Annotated in this window: 24 protein-coding genes; 16 read left to right on the top strand and 8 right to left on the bottom strand. The window is 71.8% G+C overall.

Going from position 1 to position 24,714, the window contains the following annotated elements:
- Positions 1–906 (bottom strand): DMT family transporter, encoded by a 906-nt coding sequence (locus ABCS02_RS00120; RefSeq protein WP_345833579.1) that lies wholly within the window; start codon positions 904–906, stop codon positions 1–3.
- Between the two features lie 55 nt (positions 907–961).
- Positions 962–3,082: a transglycosylase domain-containing protein gene (locus ABCS02_RS00115; protein ID WP_345833578.1), complete on the bottom strand. Its 2,121-nt coding sequence runs from the start codon at positions 3,080–3,082 to the stop codon at positions 962–964.
- 180 nt (positions 3,083–3,262) lie between these two features.
- On the opposite strand from ABCS02_RS00115, the gene ABCS02_RS00110 reads away from it, so the two are divergent.
- From ABCS02_RS00110 to ABCS02_RS00100, 3 genes are all read left to right on the top strand, one after another.
- Positions 3,263–4,450 carry an LLM class flavin-dependent oxidoreductase gene (locus tag ABCS02_RS00110; RefSeq protein ID WP_345833577.1) on the top strand — a complete coding sequence of 396 codons (1,188 nt, stop codon included), beginning with the start codon at positions 3,263–3,265 and terminating at the stop codon, positions 4,448–4,450.
- Between the two features lie 40 nt (positions 4,451–4,490).
- Positions 4,491–5,186 (top strand): CE1759 family FMN reductase, encoded by a 696-nt coding sequence (locus ABCS02_RS00105; RefSeq protein ID WP_345833576.1) that lies wholly within the window; start codon positions 4,491–4,493, stop codon positions 5,184–5,186.
- A 73-nt stretch (positions 5,187–5,259) separates the two neighbouring features.
- Positions 5,260–6,738 carry a glycosyltransferase gene (locus tag ABCS02_RS00100; protein WP_345835150.1) on the top strand — a complete coding sequence of 493 codons (1,479 nt, stop codon included), beginning with the start codon at positions 5,260–5,262 and terminating at the stop codon, positions 6,736–6,738.
- Between the two features lie 24 nt (positions 6,739–6,762).
- Here the strand turns inward: ABCS02_RS00100 and ABCS02_RS00095 are convergent, their stop codons facing one another.
- The gene (locus ABCS02_RS00095) at positions 6,763–7,182 is read right to left on the bottom strand and encodes an organic hydroperoxide resistance protein (protein WP_345833575.1); all 420 of its coding nucleotides are present in this window, start codon (positions 7,180–7,182) and stop codon (positions 6,763–6,765) included.
- Positions 7,183–7,284: 102 nt separating this feature from the next.
- Between ABCS02_RS00095 and ABCS02_RS00090 the strand changes: the two genes are divergently transcribed.
- Positions 7,285–7,563: a hypothetical protein gene (locus tag ABCS02_RS00090; RefSeq protein WP_345833574.1), complete on the top strand. Its 279-nt coding sequence runs from the start codon at positions 7,285–7,287 to the stop codon at positions 7,561–7,563.
- Between the two features lie 62 nt (positions 7,564–7,625).
- Here the strand turns inward: ABCS02_RS00090 and ABCS02_RS00085 are convergent, their stop codons facing one another.
- Positions 7,626–8,549 carry an SDR family NAD(P)-dependent oxidoreductase gene (locus tag ABCS02_RS00085; protein ID WP_345833573.1) on the bottom strand — a complete coding sequence of 308 codons (924 nt, stop codon included), beginning with the start codon at positions 8,547–8,549 and terminating at the stop codon, positions 7,626–7,628.
- A gap of 4 nt (positions 8,550–8,553) precedes the next feature.
- The gene (locus tag ABCS02_RS00080; protein WP_185275984.1) at positions 8,554–8,868 is read right to left on the bottom strand and encodes a chorismate mutase; all 315 of its coding nucleotides are present in this window, start codon (positions 8,866–8,868) and stop codon (positions 8,554–8,556) included.
- A 93-nt stretch (positions 8,869–8,961) separates the two neighbouring features.
- Between ABCS02_RS00080 and ABCS02_RS00075 the strand changes: the two genes are divergently transcribed.
- The 4 genes from ABCS02_RS00075 (at position 8,962) to ABCS02_RS00060 (ending at position 11,408) form a co-directional block, all read left to right on the top strand.
- Positions 8,962–9,402 carry an SRPBCC family protein gene (locus tag ABCS02_RS00075; RefSeq protein ID WP_345833572.1) on the top strand — a complete coding sequence of 147 codons (441 nt, stop codon included), beginning with the start codon at positions 8,962–8,964 and terminating at the stop codon, positions 9,400–9,402.
- Entirely contained in the window at positions 9,399–9,839 is a 441-nt protein-coding gene (locus ABCS02_RS00070) for a MarR family transcriptional regulator (protein ID WP_345833571.1), read from the top strand. The genes ABCS02_RS00075 and ABCS02_RS00070 overlap by 4 nt, the downstream gene beginning before the upstream one ends.
- 42 nt (positions 9,840–9,881) lie before the next feature.
- Positions 9,882–11,165, top strand: coding sequence for a GNAT family N-acetyltransferase (locus ABCS02_RS00065; RefSeq protein ID WP_345833570.1), 1,284 nt, complete (start codon positions 9,882–9,884; stop codon positions 11,163–11,165).
- Positions 11,166–11,285: 120 nt separating this feature from the next.
- On the top strand, positions 11,286–11,408 hold the full coding sequence (locus tag ABCS02_RS00060; RefSeq protein WP_345833569.1) for a hypothetical protein: 123 nt from the start codon (positions 11,286–11,288) through the stop codon (positions 11,406–11,408).
- A 13-nt stretch (positions 11,409–11,421) separates the two neighbouring features.
- Here the strand turns inward: ABCS02_RS00060 and ABCS02_RS00055 are convergent, their stop codons facing one another.
- The gene (locus ABCS02_RS00055; RefSeq protein ID WP_345833568.1) at positions 11,422–12,708 is read right to left on the bottom strand and encodes an adenylosuccinate synthase; all 1,287 of its coding nucleotides are present in this window, start codon (positions 12,706–12,708) and stop codon (positions 11,422–11,424) included.
- Between the two features lie 145 nt (positions 12,709–12,853).
- Here ABCS02_RS00055 and ABCS02_RS00050 point away from each other — a divergent pair, with 145 nt between their 5' ends.
- The 7 genes from ABCS02_RS00050 to ABCS02_RS00020 all read left to right on the top strand — a co-directional run bounded on the left by ABCS02_RS00050 (position 12,854) and on the right by ABCS02_RS00020 (position 22,433).
- Positions 12,854–15,799 carry an MMPL family transporter gene (locus ABCS02_RS00050; RefSeq protein ID WP_345833567.1) on the top strand — a complete coding sequence of 982 codons (2,946 nt, stop codon included), beginning with the start codon at positions 12,854–12,856 and terminating at the stop codon, positions 15,797–15,799.
- A gap of 12 nt (positions 15,800–15,811) precedes the next feature.
- Entirely contained in the window at positions 15,812–17,728 is a 1,917-nt protein-coding gene (locus ABCS02_RS00045; protein ID WP_345833566.1) for a hypothetical protein, read from the top strand.
- A 46-nt stretch (positions 17,729–17,774) separates the two neighbouring features.
- Positions 17,775–18,464 carry a TetR/AcrR family transcriptional regulator gene (locus ABCS02_RS00040; RefSeq protein ID WP_345833565.1) on the top strand — a complete coding sequence of 230 codons (690 nt, stop codon included), beginning with the start codon at positions 17,775–17,777 and terminating at the stop codon, positions 18,462–18,464.
- A complete protein-coding gene (locus ABCS02_RS00035) occupies positions 18,461–19,180 on the top strand; it encodes a hypothetical protein (protein ID WP_345833564.1) in 720 nt (239 codons plus the stop codon). The genes ABCS02_RS00040 and ABCS02_RS00035 overlap by 4 nt, the downstream gene beginning before the upstream one ends.
- Before the next feature lie 2 nt (positions 19,181–19,182).
- Complete coding sequence (locus ABCS02_RS00030) at positions 19,183–21,078, top strand: YhgE/Pip domain-containing protein (RefSeq protein WP_345835149.1); 1,896 nt, start codon at positions 19,183–19,185, stop codon at positions 21,076–21,078.
- Positions 21,079–21,174: 96 nt separating this feature from the next.
- Complete coding sequence (locus ABCS02_RS00025) at positions 21,175–22,020, top strand: metallophosphoesterase (protein ID WP_345833563.1); 846 nt, start codon at positions 21,175–21,177, stop codon at positions 22,018–22,020.
- Complete coding sequence (locus ABCS02_RS00020) at positions 22,017–22,433, top strand: DUF3052 family protein (RefSeq protein WP_345833562.1); 417 nt, start codon at positions 22,017–22,019, stop codon at positions 22,431–22,433. Before ABCS02_RS00025 ends, ABCS02_RS00020 begins: the two co-directional genes overlap by 4 nt.
- Positions 22,434–22,510: 77 nt before the next feature.
- Here ABCS02_RS00020 and ABCS02_RS00015 read toward each other — a convergent pair whose 3' ends face one another.
- Positions 22,511–23,173: a TrmH family RNA methyltransferase gene (locus ABCS02_RS00015; protein ID WP_345833561.1), complete on the bottom strand. Its 663-nt coding sequence runs from the start codon at positions 23,171–23,173 to the stop codon at positions 22,511–22,513.
- A gap of 113 nt (positions 23,174–23,286) precedes the next feature.
- Here ABCS02_RS00015 and ABCS02_RS00010 point away from each other — a divergent pair, with 113 nt between their 5' ends.
- Positions 23,287–24,087 (top strand): HAD-IIA family hydrolase, encoded by an 801-nt coding sequence (locus ABCS02_RS00010; RefSeq protein WP_345833560.1) that lies wholly within the window; start codon positions 23,287–23,289, stop codon positions 24,085–24,087.
- Positions 24,088–24,100: 13 nt separating this feature from the next.
- On the opposite strand, the gene ABCS02_RS00005 is transcribed toward ABCS02_RS00010, so the two are convergent.
- Positions 24,101–24,714, bottom strand: a 614-nt coding sequence (locus ABCS02_RS00005) for a septum formation family protein (protein ID WP_345833559.1), incomplete at its 5' end; no start/stop codon positions are given.

Raw genomic sequence — 24,714 nt, 5'->3', positions numbered from 1 at the left:
TCAGTCGGCGACGAGCTCGGCCTGGCGGCGCGTGAAGAGGCGCACGCGCTGCTGCGTCAGCAGGATGCCGCACAGCACGATCGCGGCGCCGACCGGCTCGTTCCAGCTCAGGTGCTCGCCGAGCACGATGATGCCGAGCGCGACGCCGACCACCGGCGTCACGTAGGTAACGCCGGACGTCGCCGTGGGTCCCCACGCGCGCAGCACGTTCATGTTCCAGATGTAGACCACGCCCGTCCCGAGCGCGCCCAGCGCCAGCAGGCTGAGCAGCACCGGCCAGCTGAACGCGATCGGCGACAGCGCCACGACCGGCGTCAGCAGCAGCATGATCACGGCCGCGAGCCCGATGTTGAGGAACGCGACCGACGTCGCCGGGATGTCCCGGTGGCTGATGAACCTCCGGATGTACCCGAAGCTGAAGCCGTAGCACGTGACGGCGCCGAGGCACGCGAGCTGCCCCCACACACTCCCCGACAGCGCCGCGATCGACCACGGGCCGACCACGACGACCACTCCGACGACGCCCACGAGCACACCGAGCACCTGGTCCCGATTGAGCTTCTCCACGCGGAACGCGGCGGTCGCCAGGATCGCGGTCGTGATCGGGGTGACCGCGTTGTAGATGCTGGCGAGGCTGGAGGACACATACTGCTCCGCCCACGCGAAGAGCAGGTACGGCACCACGCAGTACGTCACCGCCACGACCGCGAAGTGCAGGTAGACGATCGGCTGCTTCGGGAGCCGGCTGCGCGTGACGAGCACGATGATCCCGAGGGTCACGGCCCCGAACACGAGCCGCGCCCACGCCACCTGCCCGAACGAGACACCCTCCAGCGCCACCTTCATGAACAGGAAGCTGGCGCCCCAGACGAGACCCATGGCGACGAACTGCAGAGCGACCTTCACTCGTCGAGGCTACTGCCCGCCACTGACGCCGACCGGCGGAAATCGGACGCGGCGGCTAGTCCTTCACGGGACGCCCGGTCGCCTCGGGGAAGTCCTCCCCCGGGTGCACGGTGTTCGCGGCCGTCATGTACTGCTTCCAGACGCGGTGGCGGAGCTGGTCGGCCTGGATGCCGCCGACCTTGGTCCGCCGCAGCGACACGTCGCCAGTCACGTTGCCGACCCACACCGCGGTGGTCAGTCGCGTGGTGGAGCCCACGAACCACGTGTCCTTCTCGGAGTCGGTGGTGCCGGTCTTCCCGAACACCGGGACGCCGTCGTTCGGGTTCGACGCCGATCCCGTGCCGCCGCCGCGCGTGACGCTCTGCAGCGCGGACGCCATCGTCGCGGCGACCTCCGGGCTCACGGCCTCCGAGCAGGTGGACGCCGGCACCGGGACCTCGGCGCCGTCCGGCGCGACGATCCGGTCGATCGCGATCGGGGCGCAGTAGACGCCCTCGTTCGCGATCCCCGCGAAGGCGGCGGCCATCCTCACCGGCGCGACCTCGTTGGTGCCGAGGACATCGGAGACGAAGGAGGTCAGCGGCTTGCCGTCGGCGCGCTTCACGCCGAAGGCCTCCGCCGTCTTGCGGATCTCGCACTGGTCGAGCTTCTGCGCCATCGAGAAGTAGGCGCCGTTCACCGAGCCCGCGGTCGCCGCCCGCACCGAGATGTTGCCGGGCTTCTGACCGCCGTCGTTCTTCGGGGTGTACGGGCCGGAGCCCGATCCCTGGCAGGAGTCCTTGAAGGAGGACAGGTTGAGCGCGCGCGAGTCGCCGTTGACGACGTCGTTGAGCGAGCGTCCGTCCTTCAGCCACTCCGCCAGCGTGAAGACCTTGTACGTCGACCCGGCCTGGAAGCCGTTCGACCCGCCGTAATCGGAGTCGGTGCTGTAGTTGACGGCCGTGTTCTCCGGCGACGTCTCCTCCTGGGCAGCATTGAAGTCCTTGTTCTGCGCCATCGCGAGGATGCGGCCGGTGCCCGGCTCCACCGTGACCAGCGACGAGCCGAGGTCGAGGACCTCCGTCGCGTGCGGCACGTAGGCGTCGACGGCCGCGACCGCGGACGCCTGGAGGTCGAGGTCGAGGGTCGTGTAGATGTCGTAGCCGCCCCGCTTGAAGCTGCTGTACGCCGGGTCCGTGGCGTCCGGCAGGACCTTCTCGTTCTCGATCACGCGCTGCACGTAGTCGCAGAAGAATCCGGCGCCGAGCGGGTTCGCCGTGACGCAGCCGGTGGACGGCGGCGTGATGTTCGGCTCGATCGGGAGGGCGACGGCCTCGTCGTGCTGCGCCCGGGTGATCTTCTTCTCCTCCAGCATGGCGGCGAGGACGTCGTTGTCGCGGCGGAATTTGTTGTCGCCGATGTTGTCCGGGTCGTCGATGCGGAGGTCGTTGGGTGCGTTGACCGTCGCGACGAGGGCGGCGGCCTGGGCGAGCGTCAGCTCTGCCGCGGTTACGCCGAAGTAGTACTCGGCGGCGGCCTCGATGCCGTACACGGACCCGCCGAAGTGCGCGATGTTGAGGTAGCCCAGTAGGATCTGGTCCTTCGGGAGCGACTTCTCGAGCCCGATCGCGAGGCGCATCTCGCGGAGCTTCCTGTCCATGCTGGTCTTGGTGGCCTCCTTGTAGGCGGCCGTGCGCTTGTCCTTGTCGCGGATCGCCTCCGCGCGCTGCATCAGGATGTTCTTGACGTACTGCATCGTGATGGTCGACGCGCCGGAGTCCACCTTGCCGGACGACGCGTTGCCGATCGCGGCCCGCAGCGCGGACGGGATGTCGACGCCGCCGTGGGTGTAGAACCGCGGGTCCTCGGTGGCGGTCAGCGCGTCCTTGACGAACGGGGAGATGCCATCCCAGTCCACGTTCTTGCGGTTCTGCTCGTAGACCGACGCCAGCAGCACCGGCTCGCCGGCGCTGTTCTTCGCGTAGATGTCGGTCGTCTGCGCGAGCGCGTCCACGGTCAGCGCCTCGGGCATCGTCTCGAAGAGATGGATGCCGGTCTCCGTCGCGACCCCCGCGACCGCGACCACCGGCGCCACCATCGCGCTGACCAGCACCCCGGCGATCACGCTGAGCCCGACGAAGGCCGCCGCGGACGCACCGCGACGACGTGAACGATTCGATTCTTTCTGCTCCCCCATAGGAGCCAGCTTGCCCGACCCAACTGAGAAAAGCCTGGCGTGTGATATACGCATCGTCGCGATCCTGGCTCGCTTCGGCCCGATGCGCCATGCTGGTGCCAGCCGCCGGGAATACTTCCAGCTCGGCGTCGTTATATGCGTTTGCATAGATACGGCGAGAACGAACCTGAGGAGCCAGCAATGCAGTACGGAATCTTCTCCGTGAGCGACATCACCCGCGACCCGGTCTCCGGCGAGACCCCGAGCGAGGCGGAGCGCATCGACGCGATCGTGAAGATCGCCACGCACGCGGAGGAGGTCGGCCTGGACGTCTTCGCGATCGGCGAGCACCACAACCCGCCGTTCTTCTCCTCGTCGCCCACCACCCTGCTCGCGCACATCGCCGCCCTCACCGAGCGGCTGATCGTGACGACCTCCACGACGCTGATCACCACGAACGACCCGGTGCGGCTCGCGGAGGAGTACGCGATGCTCCAGCACCTGTCGAAGGGTCGCATGGACCTCATGCTCGGCCGCGGCAACACCGGCCCGGTGTACCCGTGGTTCGGCCAGGACATCCGCCAGAGCCTCCCTCTCGCGCTGGAGAACTACAACCTCCTGCACCGGCTGTGGCACGAGGACGTCGTGGACTGGGAGGGCAAGTTCCGCACCCCGCTGCAGGGCTTCACGTCCACCCCGCGCCCGCTCGACGACGTGCCTCCGTTCGTCTGGCACGGCAGCATCCGCACCCCGGAGATCGCCGAGCAGGCCGCGTACTACGGCAACGGCTTCTTCGCGAACAACATCTTCTGGCCGAAGGAGCACTACCAGCGCCTGATCGCGTTCTACCGCGAGCGCTTCGAGCACTACGGCCACGGCACCGCCAAGCAGGCGATCGTCGGCCTCGGCGGCCAGGCCTACATCGCCAAGACCTCGCAGGAGGCCAAGAAGGAGTTCCGCCCGTACTTCAACGAGGCCCCGGTCTACGGCAACGGCCCGACGATGGAGGAGTTCACCGAGGCGACCCCGCTGACCGTCGGCAGCCCGCAGGAGGTCATCGACAAGACGCTGACCTTCCGCGAGTGGGCGGGCGACTACCAGCGCCAGCTGTTCCTGATGGACCACGCCGGCCTGCCGCTGAAGACGGTGCTGAAGCAGCTCGACCTGCTCGGCGAGGAGGTCATCCCGGTGCTCCGCAAGGAGACCGAGGCCCGCAAGGACCCGTCGACGCCCGACGCCCCGACCCACGCGTCGCTCGTCGCCGCCAAGTACGGCGACGCCGCGCCGCGCCAGCCGCGCCCGAACGCCAACCGCGGCGACAACGTGACCGGCGCCTCCCCCTACCAGGACTCCTCCGAGGAGTTCCAGGCGGACTACCCGGCGCTCTGAGCGTCGCCGGTTCACGCTTCGATTGCGAGAGAAGGACACCATGACCAGCACCGACCAGCGCCCGTTCCGGGTGGTCGTCGTCAACGCGGGCGTCAGCGACCCATCGTCCACCAAGATGCTCGCCGACCGCCTCGCCCTGCGCGTAGAGGCCGCCGCCCAGCGCGACGGCCACACGGTCGAGACGCAGAACCTCGACCTCCGGGAGCTGCTCCCCGAGTTGTCCGGCGCGCTCGCGTCCGGTCACCTCGGCCCGCGCTTCACGGCGGCGATCGAGGCTCTCGCGGCGGCGGACGGCATCATCGCGACCGCGCCGGTCTACAAGGCCGGCCCGAGCGGGCTGTTCAGCTCGTTCTTCCAGGTGCTCGACAACGACCTCCTGATCGCGAAGCCGGTCATCCTCGGCGCGACCGCCGGGACGGCCAGGCACGCGCTGGTCGTCGACGAGCAGATGCGCTCGATGTTCGCCTACCTGCGGACGATGACCGCGCCGACCTCGGTGTTCGCCTCGACCGAGGACTGGCAGGACAACTCCCTCGGCAAGCGGATCGACCGCGCGGCCCGCGAACTCGTCGTGCTGATGGAGACCGGCGTGGAGGCCCGCATCAAGGACACCTCCTGGAACAGCTACCAGCACGAGTTCGGCTCGGCCGGCGGCAACGAGCTGGGGATCGACCTGGGATCGGACCTGATGCGGCTGGCGGCGGGCGGGACGCTGGGCGGGCCGGCGCGCAGCTGAGGCGCGGCCTGCCCCGCACCCCGCTCGCGGTACTCTGTCGGAGACGGAGGGGAGCGGCGTGGACGTGCTGGGCGTGCTGGAGTGGATCGGCGTCGTCGTCTGCCTGGTCCTGGCGCTGACCGGGCTCGTTCCCGTGATCGCGGCGGCGGCGACGTTCGTCGTCATCCCGTTCCACGCCTGGATCAACCACTACAAGAAGGCCGCGCCCTACCTCCCGCGCGTCGCCATCGTCGTCCCGGCCTGGAACGAGGGCGCCGTCATCGGCGCCTCCATCGACCGGCTGATGAGCCTCGACTACCCGAAGGACGCGCTGCGGATCTACGTGGTGGACGACGCGAGCACCGACGACACCCCCGTCGTCGTGCGCGCCCGCGCCGAGCAGTATCCGGGCAGCGTGTTCCTGCTGCGCCGGGATCAGGGCGGCCAGGGCAAGGCGCACACCCTCAACCACGGCATCGAGCGCATCCTGGCCGAGGACTGGATGGAGGCGCTCCTCATCATGGACGCCGACGTCATCTACCTGCCCGACTCGCTGCGGCGGATGACCCGGCACCTGGCCGACCCCGAGGTCGGCGCCGTCTCCGCCTACATCCGCGAAGGCAGCCGTGACCGCAACTACCTCACCAAGTTCGTCAGCGTGGAGTACGTGCTCTCGCAGCCCGCGGCCCGGCGCGCGCAGAACGTGCTCGGCGCGCAGGCCTGCCTCGCGGGCGGCGCGCAGCTGCACACGCGGGAGAACCTGCTCGCCATCGGCGGCCGGGTGGACACCTCCACCCTCGCCGAGGACACCATCACGACCTTCGAGACCCAGCTGCACGGCAAGAAGGTCGTGTTCGAGCCGCACGCGCACGTGCTCGCGGAGGAGCCGCGCGCGGTCGACGCGCTCTGGAAGCAGCGGCTGCGCTGGGCGCGCGGCAACGTCTCGGTCACGGCGCGCTATTCGAAGGTCTGGTTCCGCCCGTCGCGCGAGCACCACCTCGGCGCGTGGACGTTCGGCATCGTCTGGTTCAGCCTGTGGCTGCTGCCGCTGATCATGGTCACTTCGGCCATCGGGCTCGCCGGGCTGCTCTTCCTGCAGAACGAGCTGGCGGCGACCGTCTTCCGCGTCCTCTGGATCTCGGCCTCGCTCGCCTACCTGTTCGTGCTCATCCTCGGCTCGCTGACGGACGCGAAGACCAGCCGGAAGGAGCTCGGCCACATCCTGCTGTTCCCCGGGATCATCAACATGCTCGTGATGATCACCGCGCTGTTCCCGCCGATCACCCTGGTGTGGCTGCCTGGCCTGTTCGGGGTCACGCTGAGCACCGAAGCACTGTTCATCCTGACGCTCGCCATCTACATCTGGATCCCGTTCTCGATGGTCGCCGCCTGGCTCGCCCGGCGGGCGGAGCGCACACGCGCGGGACGCTGGCTGGCGCCCACGCTCATCTACCTGGCGGGGTACGGGTCGCTGCTCTGCGCGATCACGTTCGACTCCTACCTCAAGGAGCTGGCCGGAGCCGAGGCACGCTGGGACAAGACCGAGAAGGTCGGGCGGGTCGCCGCGGGGTGACCTCGCGGCAGGCGCAGGACGCGGTCAGTCGACCAGCGTCAGCCTGACCGGCACGTTGCCGCGCGTCGCGTTGGAGTACGGGCAGACGTGGTGGGCCTTCTCCATCGTCTCCTCCGCCGTCTCCCGGCCGAGGCGCGGGATGTAGACGTCCAGCTCGACGGTGAGGCCGTAGCCGCCCGCGCCGTTATCGCCGATGCCCACGCTCGCCGAGACGGCGGAGTCGGAGGTGTCCAGCTTGTGGGCGCGGCCCACCGCGTGGATGGCGCTCAGGAAGCACGCCGCGAAGCCGGCCGCGAAGAGCTGCTCGGGGTTGGTGCCCTCGCCCGAGCCGCCGAGCTCACGCGGCGGGCGGGTGTCCAGGTCGAGCAGGTCGTCCTCGCTGCGGACGTGGCCGTCGCGACCGCCTCCGGAGGCGTGCGCGATGGCGGTGTAGGCGATGTCCATGAGCACAGCCCAGTCGACGGGACTGAGCGTCCGCTGAGAGCGCGCCCAGGATACTGATGTAAGTGGATTCCGGTAGCGTTGCGTGCGATGAGAGTGCACGGCGTGACGCAGACCACCGAGACCCGCGAGCTGACCGCCGAGGCGGACGACGCCGAGACCGCACGCGCGCTCGTCGCAGAGCAGGTGCCGGACGGGTTCGAGCTGCTGCAGGTGCACAACGCGATGCCCCGCGGCGGACGCGTGATCGCGACCGCGGTCATCCGGGAGTCGGCGACGCAACTTATCGAGGCCGACGGAGCCGACTACGTTGCCGCCCGCGACGCTCTGCGCGCCAGGGTCCCCGACGGCCACCGCCTCCTCTCCATCGTCGTCGAAGACTGACGCGCCCACGATTTGGGCCGAATGGCGGCTCTCAGCGCGCCGAAAGCGCCATTCGGGCCAAATCAGGAGAGGGGGAACTCCTGACCCGACGCGGCCTCCAGCAGCGGCCACAGTCGCGCCCCGGTCCGCGGCGAGCGTGACGCGCGCGTCGCCCGGCCGACCGCAGGGGCGCCCTTCGTGAGCCCGGCCGGTCCGAGGTAGCCGTCGGCGGTCAGCGTCGGGTCGAGCACGGCACGCGCCGGCACCCAGGCGCCGTGGTCCTTGCCCTGCGTCCACGCCGCCTGGAGGTTGTCGGCGAACCGCTTGGCCCGGCTCGGTTGGTTGACGCCGTGGACGCCGGGCGTGCGGCCGGAGGTCGAGTAGCCGGGGTGGACGACGAGGCTCGTCACCCCGCTGCCCGCGGCGCGGAGCCGGCGCTCCAGCTCGAACCCGAACACCTGCGCGGCGATCTTGGAGCCGGAGTACGCCCGCCACGACGTGTACGACCGTTCGAGTTGGAGGTCGTCCAGCTGGAGCGTCCCCAGCCGGCTCGCGAGCGACCCGAGCGAGACGATCCGCGCGCCCTCCCCGCGCTCCAGGGCCGGCAGCGCGCGGGCGACGAGGCGGAAGTGGCCGAGCACGTTGGTGGAGAGGACCAGCTCGTTGCCGTAGCGGTCGGTCCGGCGCTCGCGCGGCGGGTGCACCATCCCCGCGTTCAGCACGAGGGCGTCCACCCGCTCGCGTTCGAGCAGGGCGTCGGCGAGGGCGTCGACGGAGGCGTGATCCGTCACGTCGAGCGGGGTGGCCTCCACCCGGGCGCCGCGGACCCGCCGGCGGATCGCCGCCACGGCGGCCTCCGCGCGCTCCTGGTCCCGGCAGGCGAGCACCACGCGAGCGCCCGCCCGGGCGAGCTGCTCACCCGTGAAGTAGCCCACGCCGGCGTTGCCGCCGGTGATGACGACGGTCCTGCCGTGGGCGTCGGGGAGCTCCGCGGGGTCCCAGGCCACCGCCCTAGCGGCCGTTCTCGGAGGCGATGCGCTCGTGGTGGTGGATGACCTCCGCCACGATGAAGTTGAGAAACTTCTCGGCGAACGCGGGATCGAGGTGGCTCTCCTCGGCGAGCACCCGGAGGCGCTGGATCTGCTCGCGCTCGCGCTCCGGGTCGGCGGGCGGGAGGCCGTGCTCGGCCTTCAGAGCGCCGACCTGCTGGGTGAACTTGAACCGCTCGGCGAGCATGTGGATGACGGCCGCGTCGATGTTGTCGATGCTCTGCCGGATGCTCCGCAGCCGCTCCAGCGCCTGCACGGTCGACTCGTTCTCAGCCATGCTCCGACCCTACCGGGCGGAGGGTTGCGGGGACGACGATCCGGGTTTAATCTATCCGTAGATTATCTACTCGCAGAACAAAGGAGTCGCATCATGTGGAACACGCAGGAGACCGCCGTCACCCCGCTCCCCCGCGACCGGGTTTGGGAGGCCGTTCGCGACCTCCACGCCGGAGAGCTGACCTACGAGGGCGGCGATAACTTCGAGCTCCACGGGCCGTTCGCCGTCGGCACGGAACTGACCGTGACGCCCGCCGGACAGGACCCCATCCGCTCCCGCATCGACGTGCTGGAGGAGGGCCGCACCTACGCCGACGTGACCGAGTTCGGCGACGTGCGGCTGACCTTCCGCTACGACCTGGCGGACGACGCCGCGGGCACGCGCGTGCGGTACTCGCTCACGATCGACGGCCCCGCAGCCGACGCGGTCGGCCCCGAGCTCGGCCCGCAGATCAGCGCCGACTTCCCCGAATCCCTCGCCGCCCTGCTCGCCGAGGCGGAGCGCCGGGCGGAACAGAGCAGACTGGACGCATGACGGACTTCCCCGAGGGCCCGGCGACCAGCCCGGGCTTCCTCCTCTGGCACGCGACGCTCCGCTGGCAGCGCGCGATGGTGGAGGCGTTGCGGCCGCACGACCTCACGCACGCGCAGTTCGTGCTGCTGGCCTCCGTGTGGTGGCTGAACGGGCAGTCGGAGAGCCCGAGCCAGGCGCGGCTGTCCGAGCAGACCGGCTCCGATCCGCGGATGACCTCGGAGGTCGTGCGGCGGCTGGTCGCCAAAGGGCTGCTGGAGCGCACGCCGGACCCGGCGGACAGCCGCGCGAAGGTGCTGCGCGTGACCGCTTCGGGCGCGGCGGAGGCGGAGGCGGCGATCGGGTCGGTGGAGGCCGCGGACGCGGCGTTCTTCATGGCGGCGCAGGAGGCGGCGCCCGGCGCGCTTTTGCCGGTGCTGCACGCGCTGGCCGGGCGCTGACAGTCCTATTCGCCCGTCGCACCGCCCCGATACGGTGGAGCCATGACCCAGACGCACCTCACCGCACCCCTGGACGAGCGCTCGGCGGCGGACCTGGCGGAGGCCGGCCTCCGGCTCGCCCTGGTCGACCTCGCCGACACCGCCGCTCTCGACGCGTGGATCGTCGCGGACTTCCGCGGCTTCCACGGGCGCCGGCCCAGCGAGGAGGTCTTGGAGGAGGCCAGGGGGAACTTCGGCGGCCGGCGGACCACCGCGGTCTACGACGAGGGCGTCAGCACGCCGGTCGGCACGGTCAACTCCTGGGTGGCGCCGCTCACCGTCCCGGGCGGCGGCAGCCTGGACTCCTGGGCGATCAGTTCCGTCACGGTCGCGCCGACGCACCGCCGCCGGGGCGTCGCCACCGCTCTGCTCGGGGCGGAGCTGCGCACGGCGCACGCGCTCGGCGTCCCGGCCGCCATCCTCACGGTCTCGGAGTCCACGATCTACGGGCGCTGGGGTTTCGGGCCGGCCACGTTCGCGACCGGCTGGAGCGTCGACGCCAAGCGGGTCCGCTGGACCGGGGCACCGACGCCCGGACGGCTCTCGTTCACCATGCCGGACGAGTACCGGGAGACCGGCCGTGCCGTCCTCGCCGAGGCCATGGCCTCCCGCCCGGGCGAGATCGGCCTCGAACCGTACCTCGCCGACCGCCTCCTCGGCCCGCTGAAGGGCGACGACGACGCGGCGCGCTACCTCCTGGTGCGCTACGACTCCCCGGACGGACAGCCGGAGGGCTTCGTCAGCTACGTGGTGCGCGGGGGTGAGGAGGACTTCTCCCGCCACGTCGTGGAGGTGAACTACTTGGCGGCGGCGACGGACGCCGCGCTCACCGCTCTCTGGCGCTACCTCCTCGAACTGGACCTCGTCGCCGAGGTGAAGGCCTGGACGCGCGGCGTGGACGAGCCGGTGCAGCTGCTCGTGCAGGACATCCGCGGCGCGCGCATCACGAGCGTCCAGGACCATCTCTGGGTGCGCATCCTCGACGTCCCGGCGACACTCACCGCCCGCCGCTACGAGAGCGACGGCGACCTCGTCCTGGAGGTGACCGACCCGCTCGGCTTCGCGGACGGACGCTACCGGCTGATCGTGGAGGACGGCGAGGCGCGCGTGGAGTCGACCACCGACGCCCCGGACGTCACCCTGCCGGTCGAGGCGCTCGGCAGCGTCTACCTCGGGCACGACCTGGCGCGCGGGCTGGCGCTGGCGGGACGCCTCCACGGCGACGCGGAGGCGCTGGACCGGTTGTTCCGGACGGCGGTGCCGCCTCGGCTCAGTACGTGGTTCTGAGGGGTGGGGAGCCGGAATAGGGAGGTCGTTATTCCGGGTTGAGGGGCAAAACCCGGAATAGCGACTCGGTTATTCCGGGTTGCGGGGTCAAAGCCGGAATAGCGAGTCGGTTATTCCGGGTTGCGCAATCGCGTCTGGGCCGTCACCACGATCATCGACGAGCTCGGTTCGCTCGACTGGCGGATCGCCGCGCGGGCACGTCGGCGCAGCGACCCGGAGCTCCAGGCGCTGCTCGGCGACTGACCGGCCGGCGCCCCTAGTCCACCAGGTCGTGCCGCACGACGATCTCGTCGCGGGCCGGGCCGACGCCGATCGCCGAGATGCGGGCCCCGGAGATGGCCTCCAGGGCGAGCACGTAGTCCTGCGCGTTCTTCGGGAGGTCCTCGAACGTGCGGGCGCCGCTGATGTCCTCGGTCCAGCCGGGGAACTCCTCGTAGATCGGCACCGCGTGGTGGAAGTCGGTCTGCGACGACGGGACCTCGTCGTGGCGCACGCCGTCGACGTCGTAGGCGACGCAGACCGGGATGCGCTCGATGCCGGTGAGGGTGTCGAGCTTCGTGAGGACGAAGTCCGTGACGCCGTTGATGCGGGCCGTGTAGCGCGCGACGGGCGCGTCGTACCAGCCGGTGCGGCGCGGGCGGCCGGTGGTGGTGCCGAACTCGAAGCCGCGCTCGCGGAGGAACTCGCCCCACTCGTCGAACAGCTCGGTCGGGAACGGGCCCGCGCCGACGCGCGTCGTGTACGCCTTCACGATGCCGATCACGCGGTCGATGCGGTTGGGTCCGATGCCCGAGCCGGTCGCGGCGCCGCCCGAGGTGGAGCTGGAGGAGGTGACGAACGGGTACGTGCCGTGGTCCACGTCCAGCATGGTGGCCTGGCCGCCCTCGAACAGCACGTACTTGCCGTCCTCGAGAGCCTGATGCAGCAGCAGCGAGGAGTCGACCACCATCGGCCGCAGGCGCTCGGCGTAGCTCAGCAGCTCCTCGACCACCTCGTCCACGCCGATGGCGCGGCGGTTGTAGACCTTCACCAGCAGGTGGTTCTTCTGGTCGAGGGCGCCCTCCACCTTCTGCCGCAGGATGTTCTCGTCGAAGAGGTCCTGGATGCGGATGCCGACCCGGTTGATCTTGTCGGCGTAGGTCGGGCCGATGCCGCGGCCGGTCGTGCCGATCTGGCGCTTGCCGAGGAAGCGCTCCGTCACCTTGTCGATGGTGCGGTGGTACTGCGTGATCACGTGCGCGTTGGAGCTGACCTTGAGGCGGGACACGTCGACGCCACGCGCGATCAGCCCGTCGAGCTCCTGGAACAGCACTTCGAGGTCCACGACGACGCCGTTGGCGATGACGGGCGTGACGCCCTCGGTCAGGATGCCGGACGGGAGCAGGTGCAGCGCGTACTTCTCGTCGCCGACGACGACCGTGTGGCCGGCGTTGTTGCCGCCGTTGAACTTGACGACGTAGTCGATGCGGCTGCCGAGCAGGTCGGTGGCTTTGCCTTTGCCTTCGTCGCCCCACTGGGCGCCGATGATCACGATCGCGGGCACGTTTCGTCCTCTCGATGGTCGGGAGCGCGTCGGCGCCTCGCGGACGACCGTCGCACTCGATCCTATCGCGACGGGTTCGAGGCACCGCCGAGGGGCACGAGACGGGCATTGTCGCGAACCTGAGCAACGCTCTACATTGGCCCCGATGTCGTCCCTCCTGTACCTGCTGGGCCGCGCCGCCTTCCGGGCGCGGAGACGCGTGCTGGTCAGCTGGCTCGCTGCGCTGGTGCTGCTGCTCGGCGGGGCGGCGCTCCTGAGCAACGGGACCGACAACACGTTCAGCATCCCCGGGACCGAGTCGCAGGAGGCGCAGGACGCGCTCGCCCGCACCTTCCCGCAGGTCAGCGGCACGTCCGCGCAGCTCGTCGCGGTCGCGCCGAAGGGGACGGACGTGCACGATCCGGCGTTCCAGTCCGCGGTGGAGTCGGCGGCGGCGGCGATCGCGAAGATCCCGCAGGTCACCTCCGCGTCCTCCCCGTACAGCGGGCCGTCGACGGGCAACATCGCGGCGGACGGCTCGGCCGTCATCGTGCCCATCCAGCTCTCGGTCGCCCAGACCGCGGTGCTGCCGTCGACGTCCGACGCGATCCAGAAGGCGGGCAGCGACCTGGAGGCCGCCCTGCCGAAGGGCTCGCAGGTCGCGGTCGGCGGCCAGCTGTTCTCGCAGACGGTCGCCGGGATCAGCGTGACCGAGCTGCTCGGCATCGTCGTCGCGTTCGCGGTGCTGATCGCGACCTTCGCGTCGGTGATCGCGGCAAGCCTCCCGCTCATCACGGCGCTGCTCGGCGCCGGGCTGTCGCTGTCGCTGATCTTCGCGGCGACGCACTGGCTGACCATCGCCTCCACGACACCTCTGCTGGCGCTGATGCTGGGCCTGGCGGTCGGGATCGACTACGCGCTGTTCATCATCTCCCGGCACCAGGAGCAGCTGAAACACGGGATGACGCCGGAGGAGTCCGCCGCCCGCGCGGTCGCGACGGCCGGGTCCGCGGTGGTGTTCGCGGCGGTCACGGTGATCATCGCGCTCGTGGGGCTGAGCGTGGCGGGGATCCCGTTCCTCACGACGATGGGGGTCGCGGCGGCGCTCGCGGTGACGATCGCGGTGCTCATCTCGATGACGCTGACGCCGGCGCTGCTGGGGTTCGCGGGGATGCGGGTGGTGGCGAAGCGGTTCCGGATCACTGCGGCGAAGACCGCACCGCCGGTCACCCACCCGATCGCCGGCTTCTGGGTGCGCCTCGTCACCCGCGTCCCGTTCCTCACCGTCATCCTCGTCGTCGCCCTGCTGGGCCTGGTCGCCCTCCCGGCGGCCACCCTCCGGCTCGCGCTGCCGGACGCCGGCTCACTCGACGAGCACGAGCCGGCCCGGATCGCCTACGACCTGATCGCCGAGCACTTCGGCCCGGGCTACAACGGCCCGCTCATCGCCACCGGCTCCGTCATCGGCAGCACCGATCCGGTCGGGCTGATGAACGACCTGGGCGCGGAGCTGAAGACGGTTCCCGGGGTCGCGGCGGTCCCGCTCTCCACCCCGAACGAGTCCGGCGACACGGGAATCGCGCAGGTGGTCCCGACCGGCGCTCCCGACTCGGCGGCGACGCAGGAGCTCGTGGCGAAGCTGCGCTCGATGCACGACCACTTCCAGCGCGAGTACGGGATCGACCTGTCCATCACCGGGTACACGGCGGCGGGGATCGACATCTCGGCACGTCTCGGCAGGGCGCTGCTGCCATTCGCCCTCCTCGTCGTCGGGCTCTCGCTGGTGCTGCTCGCGATCGTGTTCCGGTCGATCGTGGTGCCGGTGACGGCCGCGCTCGGTTACCTGCTCAGCATCGGCGCGGCGTTCGGCGTGACCAGCCTGGTGTTCATGAACGGCTGGCTCGCGGGGCCGCTGGGCGTCGCGCACGTCGGCTCGGTGATCAGCTTCATGCCGATCATCGTCATGGGCGTGCTGTTCGGGCTGGCGATGGACTACGAGGTGTTCCTGGCGAGCCGGATGCGGGAGGAGCACATCCTCGGCGCGGACACGAAGGACTCCGTGCACCGGGGCTTCCAGGGGTCGGCGAAGGTGGTGACGGCCGCGGCGGTCATCATGTTCGCGGTGTTCGCGGCGTTCATCCCGGGCGGCGACGCGCAGATCCAGCCGATCGCCCTCGGCCTCGCGGTCGGGGTCGCGGTGGACGCGTTCGTCGTCCGGATGACGCTCATCCCGGCCGTGCTGGTGCTGTTCGGGAGGGCGACCTGGTGGATGCCGCGCTCGTGGGACCGCGCCCTGCCGGTGCTCGACATCGAAGGCGAGGGCGTGCAGGCGGAGCTGGACGCAGCCGGGTGGCCGGGGCCGGGGACGGTGTACGCGCTCGCGGCGGACGGCGCACGGGCCGGAGGGTCGGGGGCCCTCGACGCGCTGGTGCCGCCGGGCGGGGCGATCGTGGTCACCGGGCCGGGGCACACGGCGCTCGCTCTGGCGATCGCGGGGCGCGCGCCGCTGACGGCGGGACGGATGAAGGTGGACGGGCTGCTCCTGCCGGTGCGGCGGTCGTCGGTGCGGGCGCGGGCGGGGGTCGCGCGGCTGGACCGGGCGACGGACCCGGTCGCGGCGGGGGGGGAGGCGGGGGGGGGGCGGCGGGCGGTGGTCGTGGTGTCGGGGGGGGTGGGGGTGGTCGGGGAGGAGCGGCAGCGGCTCGCCGAGGAGTTGCAGCGGGTGGCGGACACGGGGGTCGCGGTGGTACTGGCGGCGACGGTGCCGGAGGGGGTCGCGGGGTTGCTGCCGGTCGTGGTGGGGGCGCGGGCCACCGCCGAAGCACCCGCCCTCGACGCGGCCAGCCTTGAAGCACCCGCCGCCGACGCGCCGATCCCGGAAACACCCATCGCCGACGCAGCCACCCCAGACTCCCCCACCGCGGAAGGAGCCGCCACCGAAGCGCCCGCCACGGAAGCACCCACCCGGGAAGCACCCGCCACCGATGCACCCACCGCCGAGGCGCCAATCCCCCACGCCGACCCCGCCCACCCCCGCCACGCCCAGCCCCAGCCCTCCACCCCCGACGAGCGCGGCGACGACGCCTCGCTCGACTCGCACCTTCCCTCCTGACGGGAGCGCATCATGACCGATCCATCCGCCGGCCGGGCGCCGTTCGGCGCGCGTGCCGGAGCCGAGCGCACGCGCGTCATCACGCTGGTCGGGCTCGCCCTCGCGCCGCTGCTGGTGGTGACCGTGCTCGGCTGGGGGCTGTTCTCGCCCGTCCAGCACCTCGATCGGGTGACCGCGGCGGTGGTCAACAATGACACCCCGGTGACCGAGAACGGCAAGACCATCCCGCTCGGGCGGCAGTTCGCCGGGTCGCTCATCGCGGGGACCTCCACGGTGTCCGCCTCCGGGAGCACGAATCCGACCGAGGCGCCGCCGTCCACCGACGCCACCAACTTCACCTGGGTGCTGACCAACGACAAGGACGCGGCCTCCGGGCTGGCGAGCGGGCAGTATGCGGCGGTGCTCACCATCCCGTCGTCGTTCTCGGCGGACGCGACCTCGATCGGAGGCGCAGCGGCGAGCGCGAAGCAGGCGAAAGTGACCGTGCAGACCAGTCCCGCGTCGGCGCTGGTCGACCCTGCTCTGGCCGCGGCGGTCACGCAGGCGGCGACGGCCGCGCTCGACCGGCAGCTCACCATCCAGTACCTCCAGAACGTGTACGCGGGCTTCAACACGATCGACCAGCAGATCGGGTCGGCGGCGTCGGGTGCGGCCTCCCTCTCGTCCGGCGCAGCCACGCTGGCGCAGGGGACCCAGTCGCTGGCGAGCGGGGCGGCCACCCTTGCGTCGGGAACCCAATCGCTGGATGCCGGCGCCCAGTCGCTCGCGTCCGGGCTCGACACCCTGAGCGCCGCGACGCAGTCGCTGCCGGCGCAGACCCAGCAGCTCGCGGCAGGGTCCGCGGCGCTCGCGGGCGCGGCGGACCAGGCGTCGGCGGGGGTGGGCTCCGCGACGGACCAGTTCGCGCAGGTGGTCGCGCAGCTCTGCGCGACGGGTCCGGCCGTGCTGTGCGCTCGGGCCACGACCGCCCTCGGCACCCTGCAGCAGGCGAACAGCGGAGTGGCGGCCTTCGCGCAGGGCTCGGACGCCGTCGCGTCCGGCAATGCCGCCCTGGCGAGCGCGATGCCCCCGCTGGTCGACGGGATCGACGCCTCCGCGTCGGGAGCGGCGCAGGTCGCGTCCGGGGCGGCACAGACGGCCTCGGGCGCGGCGTCGGTCAGCTCGGGCGCCGCGTCGGCCGCGACCGGTGCGGACCAGACGGCGCAGGGCGCGGCGCAGCTCGCCTCGGGCCTCGCGCAGGCGACCCAGTCCATCCCGACCTACAGCGACAGCGACATGACGACGCTGTCCGCGGTCGCCGCGCAGCCGGTGGTCGCGGTCCAGAAGGCTCCGCCGACGGGGGTCGGGACACTCCCGCTCTACGCGGTCCTCGCGCTCTGGCTCGGCGGGATGGCGACCGCGCTCGCACGGCGGGCCGTGCCGTCCCGGAGGCTCCTCACGACGACACCCTCGGCGTCGATCGCGCTGCGGTCGGCCGGGATCGTGGCGCTGATCGGTGCGGCGCAGGGCGTGGTGGTCGCGGGCGCTGTGCAGTTCGGTCTCGGCCTGCGGCCGGACGTATGGCTCGGCTTCGCGCTGGTCGCGGCCTTCGTCGGGGCGGTGTTCGGTGTGCTCAACCAGGCGTTGGCGGCGGCGTTCGGGGGCGTCGGGCGGCTGGTGGCGCTGATGGTGGGGATCGTGGCGCTGACCGCCGGCCTGTCGTCGACCGTGCCCGCGGCGCTGACGTCGCTCGCCGCCTCCCTGCCGACCGCGCCGGCGCTGGCGATGCTGCGCGCGGCGACGGGCGGGGACGTGGCGGCGGCGTTCGGCGCGTCAGGGCCGCTGCTCGTCTATGCGGCCGGGGCGCTCGCGATAACGCTGGCGGCGGTCGCGGCGCGGCGCAGCGTGCGGCTGCCGAAGGTCGCGGGAGGGCGGGCGGTCGCGGCGTGATTCGCTTAAGTTGCACACCCGTGTGCAAGAAGAGTACGATCGTCGTATGCCCACCACCCCTGCGCCCGACCCCGGCGCGCCCACCCGCGCGCCCCGCCGCGACGCCGCCGCGAACCGGGAGGCCCTGCTGGTCGCCGCCGCGGCCGCGCTCAACGAGGACATCGACGCCTCCCTGGAGGCCATCGCCGCCCGTGCCGGGCTCAGCCGGCGCGCGGTCTACGGCCACTTCGCCAACCGCGACGAGCTGCTGATCGACGTCTTCACGCGCGGCGCCGCCCGGCTGGCCGCGCTGCTCGACCCGGTGTCGCATCCGGACGCCCGCGTGGAGATCGCGCTGTTCGGCGCGACGCTCTGGGCCGAGGTGGAGCACATCCGGGTCAGCGCCGCCCTCGCCGTGCGCGGGCCGCACCGGGAGCTGGTCGGCACTGCGCTCGACCCGGCCCGCGAGCGGCTGCGCGAGACGGTGGGCCGCGGGATGGCGGACGGCACGATCCGCACCGACCTGGACCGGGAGACGGTGACGCGGCTCATCGAGCACGCGGCCGTGTCCGTGCTTGACGAGGCGACGCGAGCGAAGCTCACCGATCGCGACGGGCACCGGCTGGTCATCCTCGCCGCGCTGTCCGCCGCGGGTATGGGCTGGCGGGAGGCCGGCGACCTCCTGGCAGGGACGCCGGAACTGTCGTTCGACGCGGTGCAGGCGGCGTCGCAGCCCACGGAGGCCACCTCCCGATGAAGATCACCCTCGACTCCGTCGCCAAGGGCCCGCGCGACGCCGCCCTCCCCGCGACCTCCGTCAGCTTCGAGACCGGACAGGCCACGCTGTCCCGCGCCGAGACCGAGCAGCGGCCGACCGTGCTCGGGCTGATCGCGTCCGGACGGATGCGGCCCGACTCCGGCACGGTCACGATCGACGGCCGCGCCGATTCCGGGGCCATGCGCCGGCGCATCGCGCTGGTCGACGCCCCCGACGCCTGCGAGCCGGCGCCCGACGTGACCGTGGCAGGGATCGTCGCCGAAGAGCTGATGTTCGCCGGCCTTGCCTCCCACCCGCTCGCCGTGCGCCGCCGGCTCGCCGAACTGGGCGCCGCCGAGTACGCGCGGTACGCGATCGGGACCGTGCCGCCGACCGTGCGCATCCGCCTCCTCACCGAGCTGGCGCTCCTGCGGACGGGCGTGGAGGGTGTCGTGATCGTCTCCCCCGACCGCCACGGCGGCGACCCCGTGGAGTGGTGGCGGTTCGCGCGCGAGCTCGCCGGGCGCGGCATCGCGGTGCTCGTCGTCGCGGGCGACGCGTCGGCCGCGGCCATCGCGGCGTCCGCGCTCGTGTCGCGGCAGTTCACCGGCGACGACGACGACGCATCTCAGACCTTTGACGAAGACCCGGGACGGGACGACACCGACGAACTCCCCGACCTGATCGTGACCGAGCCGTCCGTGGAGGGCGCATGAAGATCCGCATCCCCCAGATGATCGCGGCCGAGTTCCGCCGCCTGACCGCCAGCCCGATGTCCATCGTGGCGCTCATCGCGCTGATGTGCGTGCCTGTGCTCTACGGCGGCCTCTACCTCTGGGCCAACCAGAACCCGTACGCGAACCTCGACCGCATCCCCGCGGCGATCGTCGTGGACGACACCGGCACGACCGTCGACGGGAAGACCGTGAACTACGGCGACCAGGTCGCCGACCAGCTCATCCAGGACGGCTCGTTCCAGTGGCACCGGGTCGCGTCCGGCTCCGCCTCCGCCGGGGTGGACGACTCGAAGTACGACTTCAGCATCACCTTCCCCTCCGACTTCTCCACGGCGCTCGCCTCGGCCTCCGGAACGTCGCCGCAGCGCGCGATCGTCACGCTGACGACCAACGACACCAACAGCTACCTCGCGTCCACGATCGGGACGCAGGCGGCCGAGAAGATCCGCACCTCCATCGTCAAGCAGGTGAACGAGGAGGCCGCCCAGCGGTTCCTGCTCGGCCTCGCGGACATCCGCTCCAGCCTCGTGAAGGCGCAGGACGGCGCGGCCCAGCTCGTGGACGGCAGCGCGAGCGCGCAGAGCGGCGCCTCCCAGCTCGCCGACGGGACCGCCCAGCTCGCCGCCGGCTCGCAGACGCTCGCGAGCAAGCTCGGCGACCTGTCCTCGGGTGCGGCGCAGGTGCGCGACGGTGCGGCGCACGTCAGCGCCGGCGCCGCGCAGGTCGCGGCGGGCAACGACCAGCTCGCGGCGAAGGCGACCCAAGCGAGTCAGGCCGCGGCGCAGCTCGCGGTCCAGGCGCCCGCCGCCGGGCAGCAGCTCATCGCGCAGCTCCAGGCGGCGCACGTCGACCCGGCCGTGATCGCGCAAGTGGAGGCCGGCCTCAGCGGCATCGACCAGAAGGTCCAGGCCGGCAACACGCAGATCCAGTCCGCCGTCGGCCAGGTGAACCAGCTCGCCGCGGGCTCCGACCAGGTCGCGGCGGGCGCGGCGCAGGTGTCGTCAGGGGCGTCGCAGGTGGCCGACGGCGCATCCCAGGCACAGGCCGGCGCGGCCCAACTCGCGAGCGGCGCCTCCACGGCGGCGACCGGCTCGGCGCAGCTACGGGACGGGCTCACGACCCTGCACAACGGCGCGTCTCAGCTCCACGACGGCCTGACGAAGGGCGTGGCGCAGATCCCGGACAACTCCCCGGCCCTCCAGAAGAAGCAGGCCTCCACGATCGCCGACCCGGTGAACCTCAAGAACGACTCCGTCACCTCGGCCGGCACCTACGGTGCGGGACTGGCGCCGTTCTTCGTGGCGCTCGCGGGGTGGATCGGCATCTACGCGCTGTTCCTGATCGTCAAGCCGGTCTCGCGGCGGGCGATCACCGCCCTCCACTCGCCGGTGAAGATCACGCTCGCGGGATGGCTCACGCCGGGCCTGCTCGGCGCGGTGCAGATGATCGGGCTGTTCGCGATCGTGTCGGGGGCGCTCGGCTTCGGCATCCATAACCCGCTCGGCATGTTCGGGATGATGGCGCTCGCGTCCGTGACGTTCGCGGCGATCATCCTCGCGCTCAACGTCTGGCTGGGCAGCGTCGGGCAGTTCCTCGGGCTCGTGCTCATGGTGTTGCAGCTCGTCACCGCGGGAGGCACCTTCCCGTGGCAGACGCTGCCCGGGCCGCTCGCGGCGCTCCACCACGTGCTGCCGATGTCGTATGCCGTGGACGGCATCCGGCAGCTCATGTACGGCGGCAACCCCGCGACGGCGTGGGCGGACGCGGGAGTGCTCGCGGTGTGGATGCTGATCGCGCTGCTGGTGTCGGCGATCGGCGTGACGCGGATGACGCACTTCCGGACGCTGCGTGACCTGCGGCCGTCGCTGATCGGCTGAGGCGCGCCACGGCGGGGGCGTCGGTGCGAGGCGGGGCGCCTGCGCGAGGCGGGGCGCCTGCGCGAGGCGTCGGCGCCCGGCGCTAGGGTGGGCGGCGTGACCGACCGACTCCGGATCCTCCACCTCAGCGACACCCATCTCTACGGCGACGGCCGCCTGCAGTACGGGCTGGTCGACACGCTGGCTGCGCTCGACCGCGTGCTCGCTCGTGCCGGGGAGTTGGAGGCGGTGGACGTGGTGGTGGCGTCGGGCGACCTGTCCGACGACGGGAGCGCGGCCTCGTACCGGCTGCTGCGGGAGCGGTTGGAGCCGTGGGCGGCGGAGCGCGGCGCGGCGGTCGCGTACGCGATGGGGAACCACGACCTCGCCGACGCCTTCGAGGAGGTGCTCGGGGAGCGGGAGCGGGACTTCGCGGTCGGGGGCTTCCGGGTGGTGACCGTGGACACGACAGTCGCCCGGGCCGGCTACGGAATGGTCGGCGAGGAACGGCTCGCTCGGCTCCGGGAAGTGCTCGCCGAGCCGAGCGCGAACGGGACGGTCGTGGTGCTGCACCATCCGCCGGTCCCGCCGACGACCGGGCTGTTCGAGACGCTGCGGCTGGTCGATCCCGCCCCGCTGCTGGACATATGCTCGGCGGGGGATGTGCGGCTGATCCTGGCCGGCCACTACCATCACGCGCTCGTCACCTCGGCGGGTGCCGGCGGCATCCCGGTCGTGGTGGCGCCGGCCGTCGCCAACACGACGGATGTGCTCTGGCCGCCGCCGCGGGAGCGTGCCGAGCGCGGGTCCGGGTTCGCGGTGGTGGAGCTGTCCGGCGACGGGACGGTCCGTGCCCACTTCGTGCGTGCGCCCGCCGACGATGACGGCGAGACGGTCTACGACCTCGACCCGGACGCGATCGCGCGGATCGCGGCGGACGCGGGCTGGAAGGGCGAGGCGTGAGCGGCGGCGCGGGCTACTCGGGCACCCCGCTCTGGAAGAAGCTCGGGCTCAAGCCGGGGATGCGCGCGCAGCTCCTTCACGCCGACCCCGGCTGGGCGGTGCCCGTGGAGGACGGGCCGGTGGACGTCGGATGGCTCGCGCCGTCCTCGGTCGAGCCGGCCGGGCTGATCGTCGCGTTCTACCGGGAGGCCGCTGACTACGTCGCCGAGCTCGACGCGCTGGCGCCGCGCATCCACCCGGCCGGGATGATCTGGGCGGCCTGGCCGCGGAAGGCCGCCGGCCACGTCAGCGACCTCGACGAGAACCTCATCCGCGACACGGCGCTCGCCCGGGGCCTCGTGGACGTCAAAGTCGCCGCGATCTCCCACGACTGGTCCGCCCTCAAACTCGTCCACCGCCGCGCCAACCGCTGACGCGCTGCAATCTCTCCCGGAGTTGTGTACGCCCGGGCCCGGCGTGTTGCGTGCACAGCTCCGGAACTGATGGCTGGTCAGGCGAAGGGGACGTGCTGGAGGACCCAGGCGTGCATGGCGACGGCGGCCGCGGCCGAGGCGTTGATGGAGCGGGTGGAGCCGAACTGGGAGATCTCCACGACGACGTCGGCGGCCTCCAGGGCTGCGTCGGACAGGCCCGGGCCCTCCTGTCCGAAGAGCAGCACGCACTCGCGGGGCAGCGCGTACGTCTCGATCAGCACCGAGCCCGGCACGTTGTCGACCGCCACGATCGGGAGGCCGGCCTCCCGCGCCCAGGCGACGAACGCGGCCACGTCGTCGTGGTGGACGACGTGCTGGTAGCGGTCGGTGACCATCGCGCCGCGCTTGTTCCAGCGGCGCCGGCCGATGATGTGCACCGTGTCGGCCGCGAACGCGTTGGCGCTGCGCACGATGGAGCCGATGTTCATGTCGTGCTGCCAGTTCTCGATCGCGACGTGGAACGGGTGGCGGTGCTGGTCCAGGTCGGCGACCACGGCCTCCATGCGCCAGTAGCGGTAGCGGTCGATCACGTTGCGGGTGTCGCCGTGGCGCAGCAGCTCGGGATCGTAGCGGTCGTCGGTCGGCCACTCGCCGGGCCAGGGGCCGACGCCGTGCGTGGTCAGCTCGGCGGACGGCGGGAGGTCGCCGGGAAGCTCGCTCGGCTGGGGGTTCTGACTCACCGACTCAGCGTAGCCGGAGCCGTCGCGCTGCATCCCGACAGCCGACCGAAGCCCTCCCGCAACCCCCGGGCAATATGCTGGGGAGGTCACTTCACCATCGGAAGGGGTCCTGCGTGGCGCGACGCGACGAGATCGAATGCTGGCTGACCGACATGGACGGCGTCCTCGTCCACGAGAACTCCGCGCTCCCCGGCGCCTCCGCGCTGATCCAGCAGTGGCGCGACCAGGGCACGCCCTTCCTGGTGCTCACCAACAACTCGATCTACACCCCGCGCGACCTCGCGGCCCGGCTGCGCGCCTCCGGCCTCGACGTCCCGGAGGAGTCGATCTGGACCTCCGCGCTCGCGACGGCCGACTTCCTGAAGTCGCAGAAGCCGGGAGGCAGCGCCTACGTCATCGGCGAGGCCGGGCTCACCACCGCTCTGCACGAGGCGGGCTTCATCATGACCGACACGAACCCGGATTACGTGGTCGTCGGCGAGACCCGCAGCTACTCGTTCGACGCCATCACGAAGGCCATCCGGCTGATCGGCGCCGGGGCGCGCTTCATCGCGACCAACCCGGACGCCACCGGCCCCAGCGCCGAGGGCCCGCTTCCGGCGACGGGCGCGGTCACGGCGATGATCACCAAGGCGACCGGCGGCATGGAGCCGTACGTCGTCGGCAAGCCCAACCCGATGATGTTCCGCTCGGCGCTCAACCGGATCGGCGCACACTCCGAGAACACCGCGATGATCGGCGACCGGATGGACACGGACGTCGTCGCCGGGATCGAGGCCGGCCTCCACACGATCCTGGTGCTGACCGGGATCAGCGACCAGGCGGAGATCGACCGCTACCCGTTCCGCCCGGACGAGATCCTGTCCGGCGTCAAGGAGCTGGTCGAGCCGGCGCCGGTCGAGTCGGACCTCTGAGCCGGCGCGGCCGTCAGCCGGTCGGACCCGGCCCCGCCACCGAGGACGTCAACGGCTGGCCGCTGGAGCGGTTCGCGAAGCAGTAGTAGGACCGCTGCCCACTCTTCCACTGCGCCTCGGTCGCCGGGAACGCGCCCTGGACCTGGAGGTCGGGGTACGCGGCGGCGGCGTTCAGGTCGATCACGCCGGAGGCCGTGCACAGCGTGTTGATCTGCTGCGCCAGCGCGTCGGTGCCCGGGTAGGGTGCGGCTGGGTCGGCGGAGATGAGGTTCGTGTAGACGAGCTGCGCGGCGTGCCCGGTCGTGCAGTCCACGACGGTGAAGGTCTCCGCCCACGGACCCGTGTACGGCTGGACGCACTCGCCTCCGCCGAGCGTGTCCCACGCGTGGGTGCCGGGCCCGACCGCCGCTGCGGGCTTCGGGCTGACCGTGGGGGTCGGCGTGGGCGTCGGCGTCGGGGTCCGCGACGGGGTCGTGGACGCCGAGGCTTTGGGGGTGCCGGCGGACGCGCCGAACAGCGACGGGAGGCGGGTGCCGAGCGCGAACAGACCGACCAGGACGAGCAGGACCGCGAGGACGCCGAGGATGAGGAAGAGGCGGCGGTTGATGGGGGGTTGCGGGGAGGCGG

It is taken from the genome of Microbacterium sp. X-17 (assembly GCF_039615055.1).
Note: the sequence above shows the minus strand (reverse complement) of the source record. Positions and strands in the feature narration are given on the sequence as shown.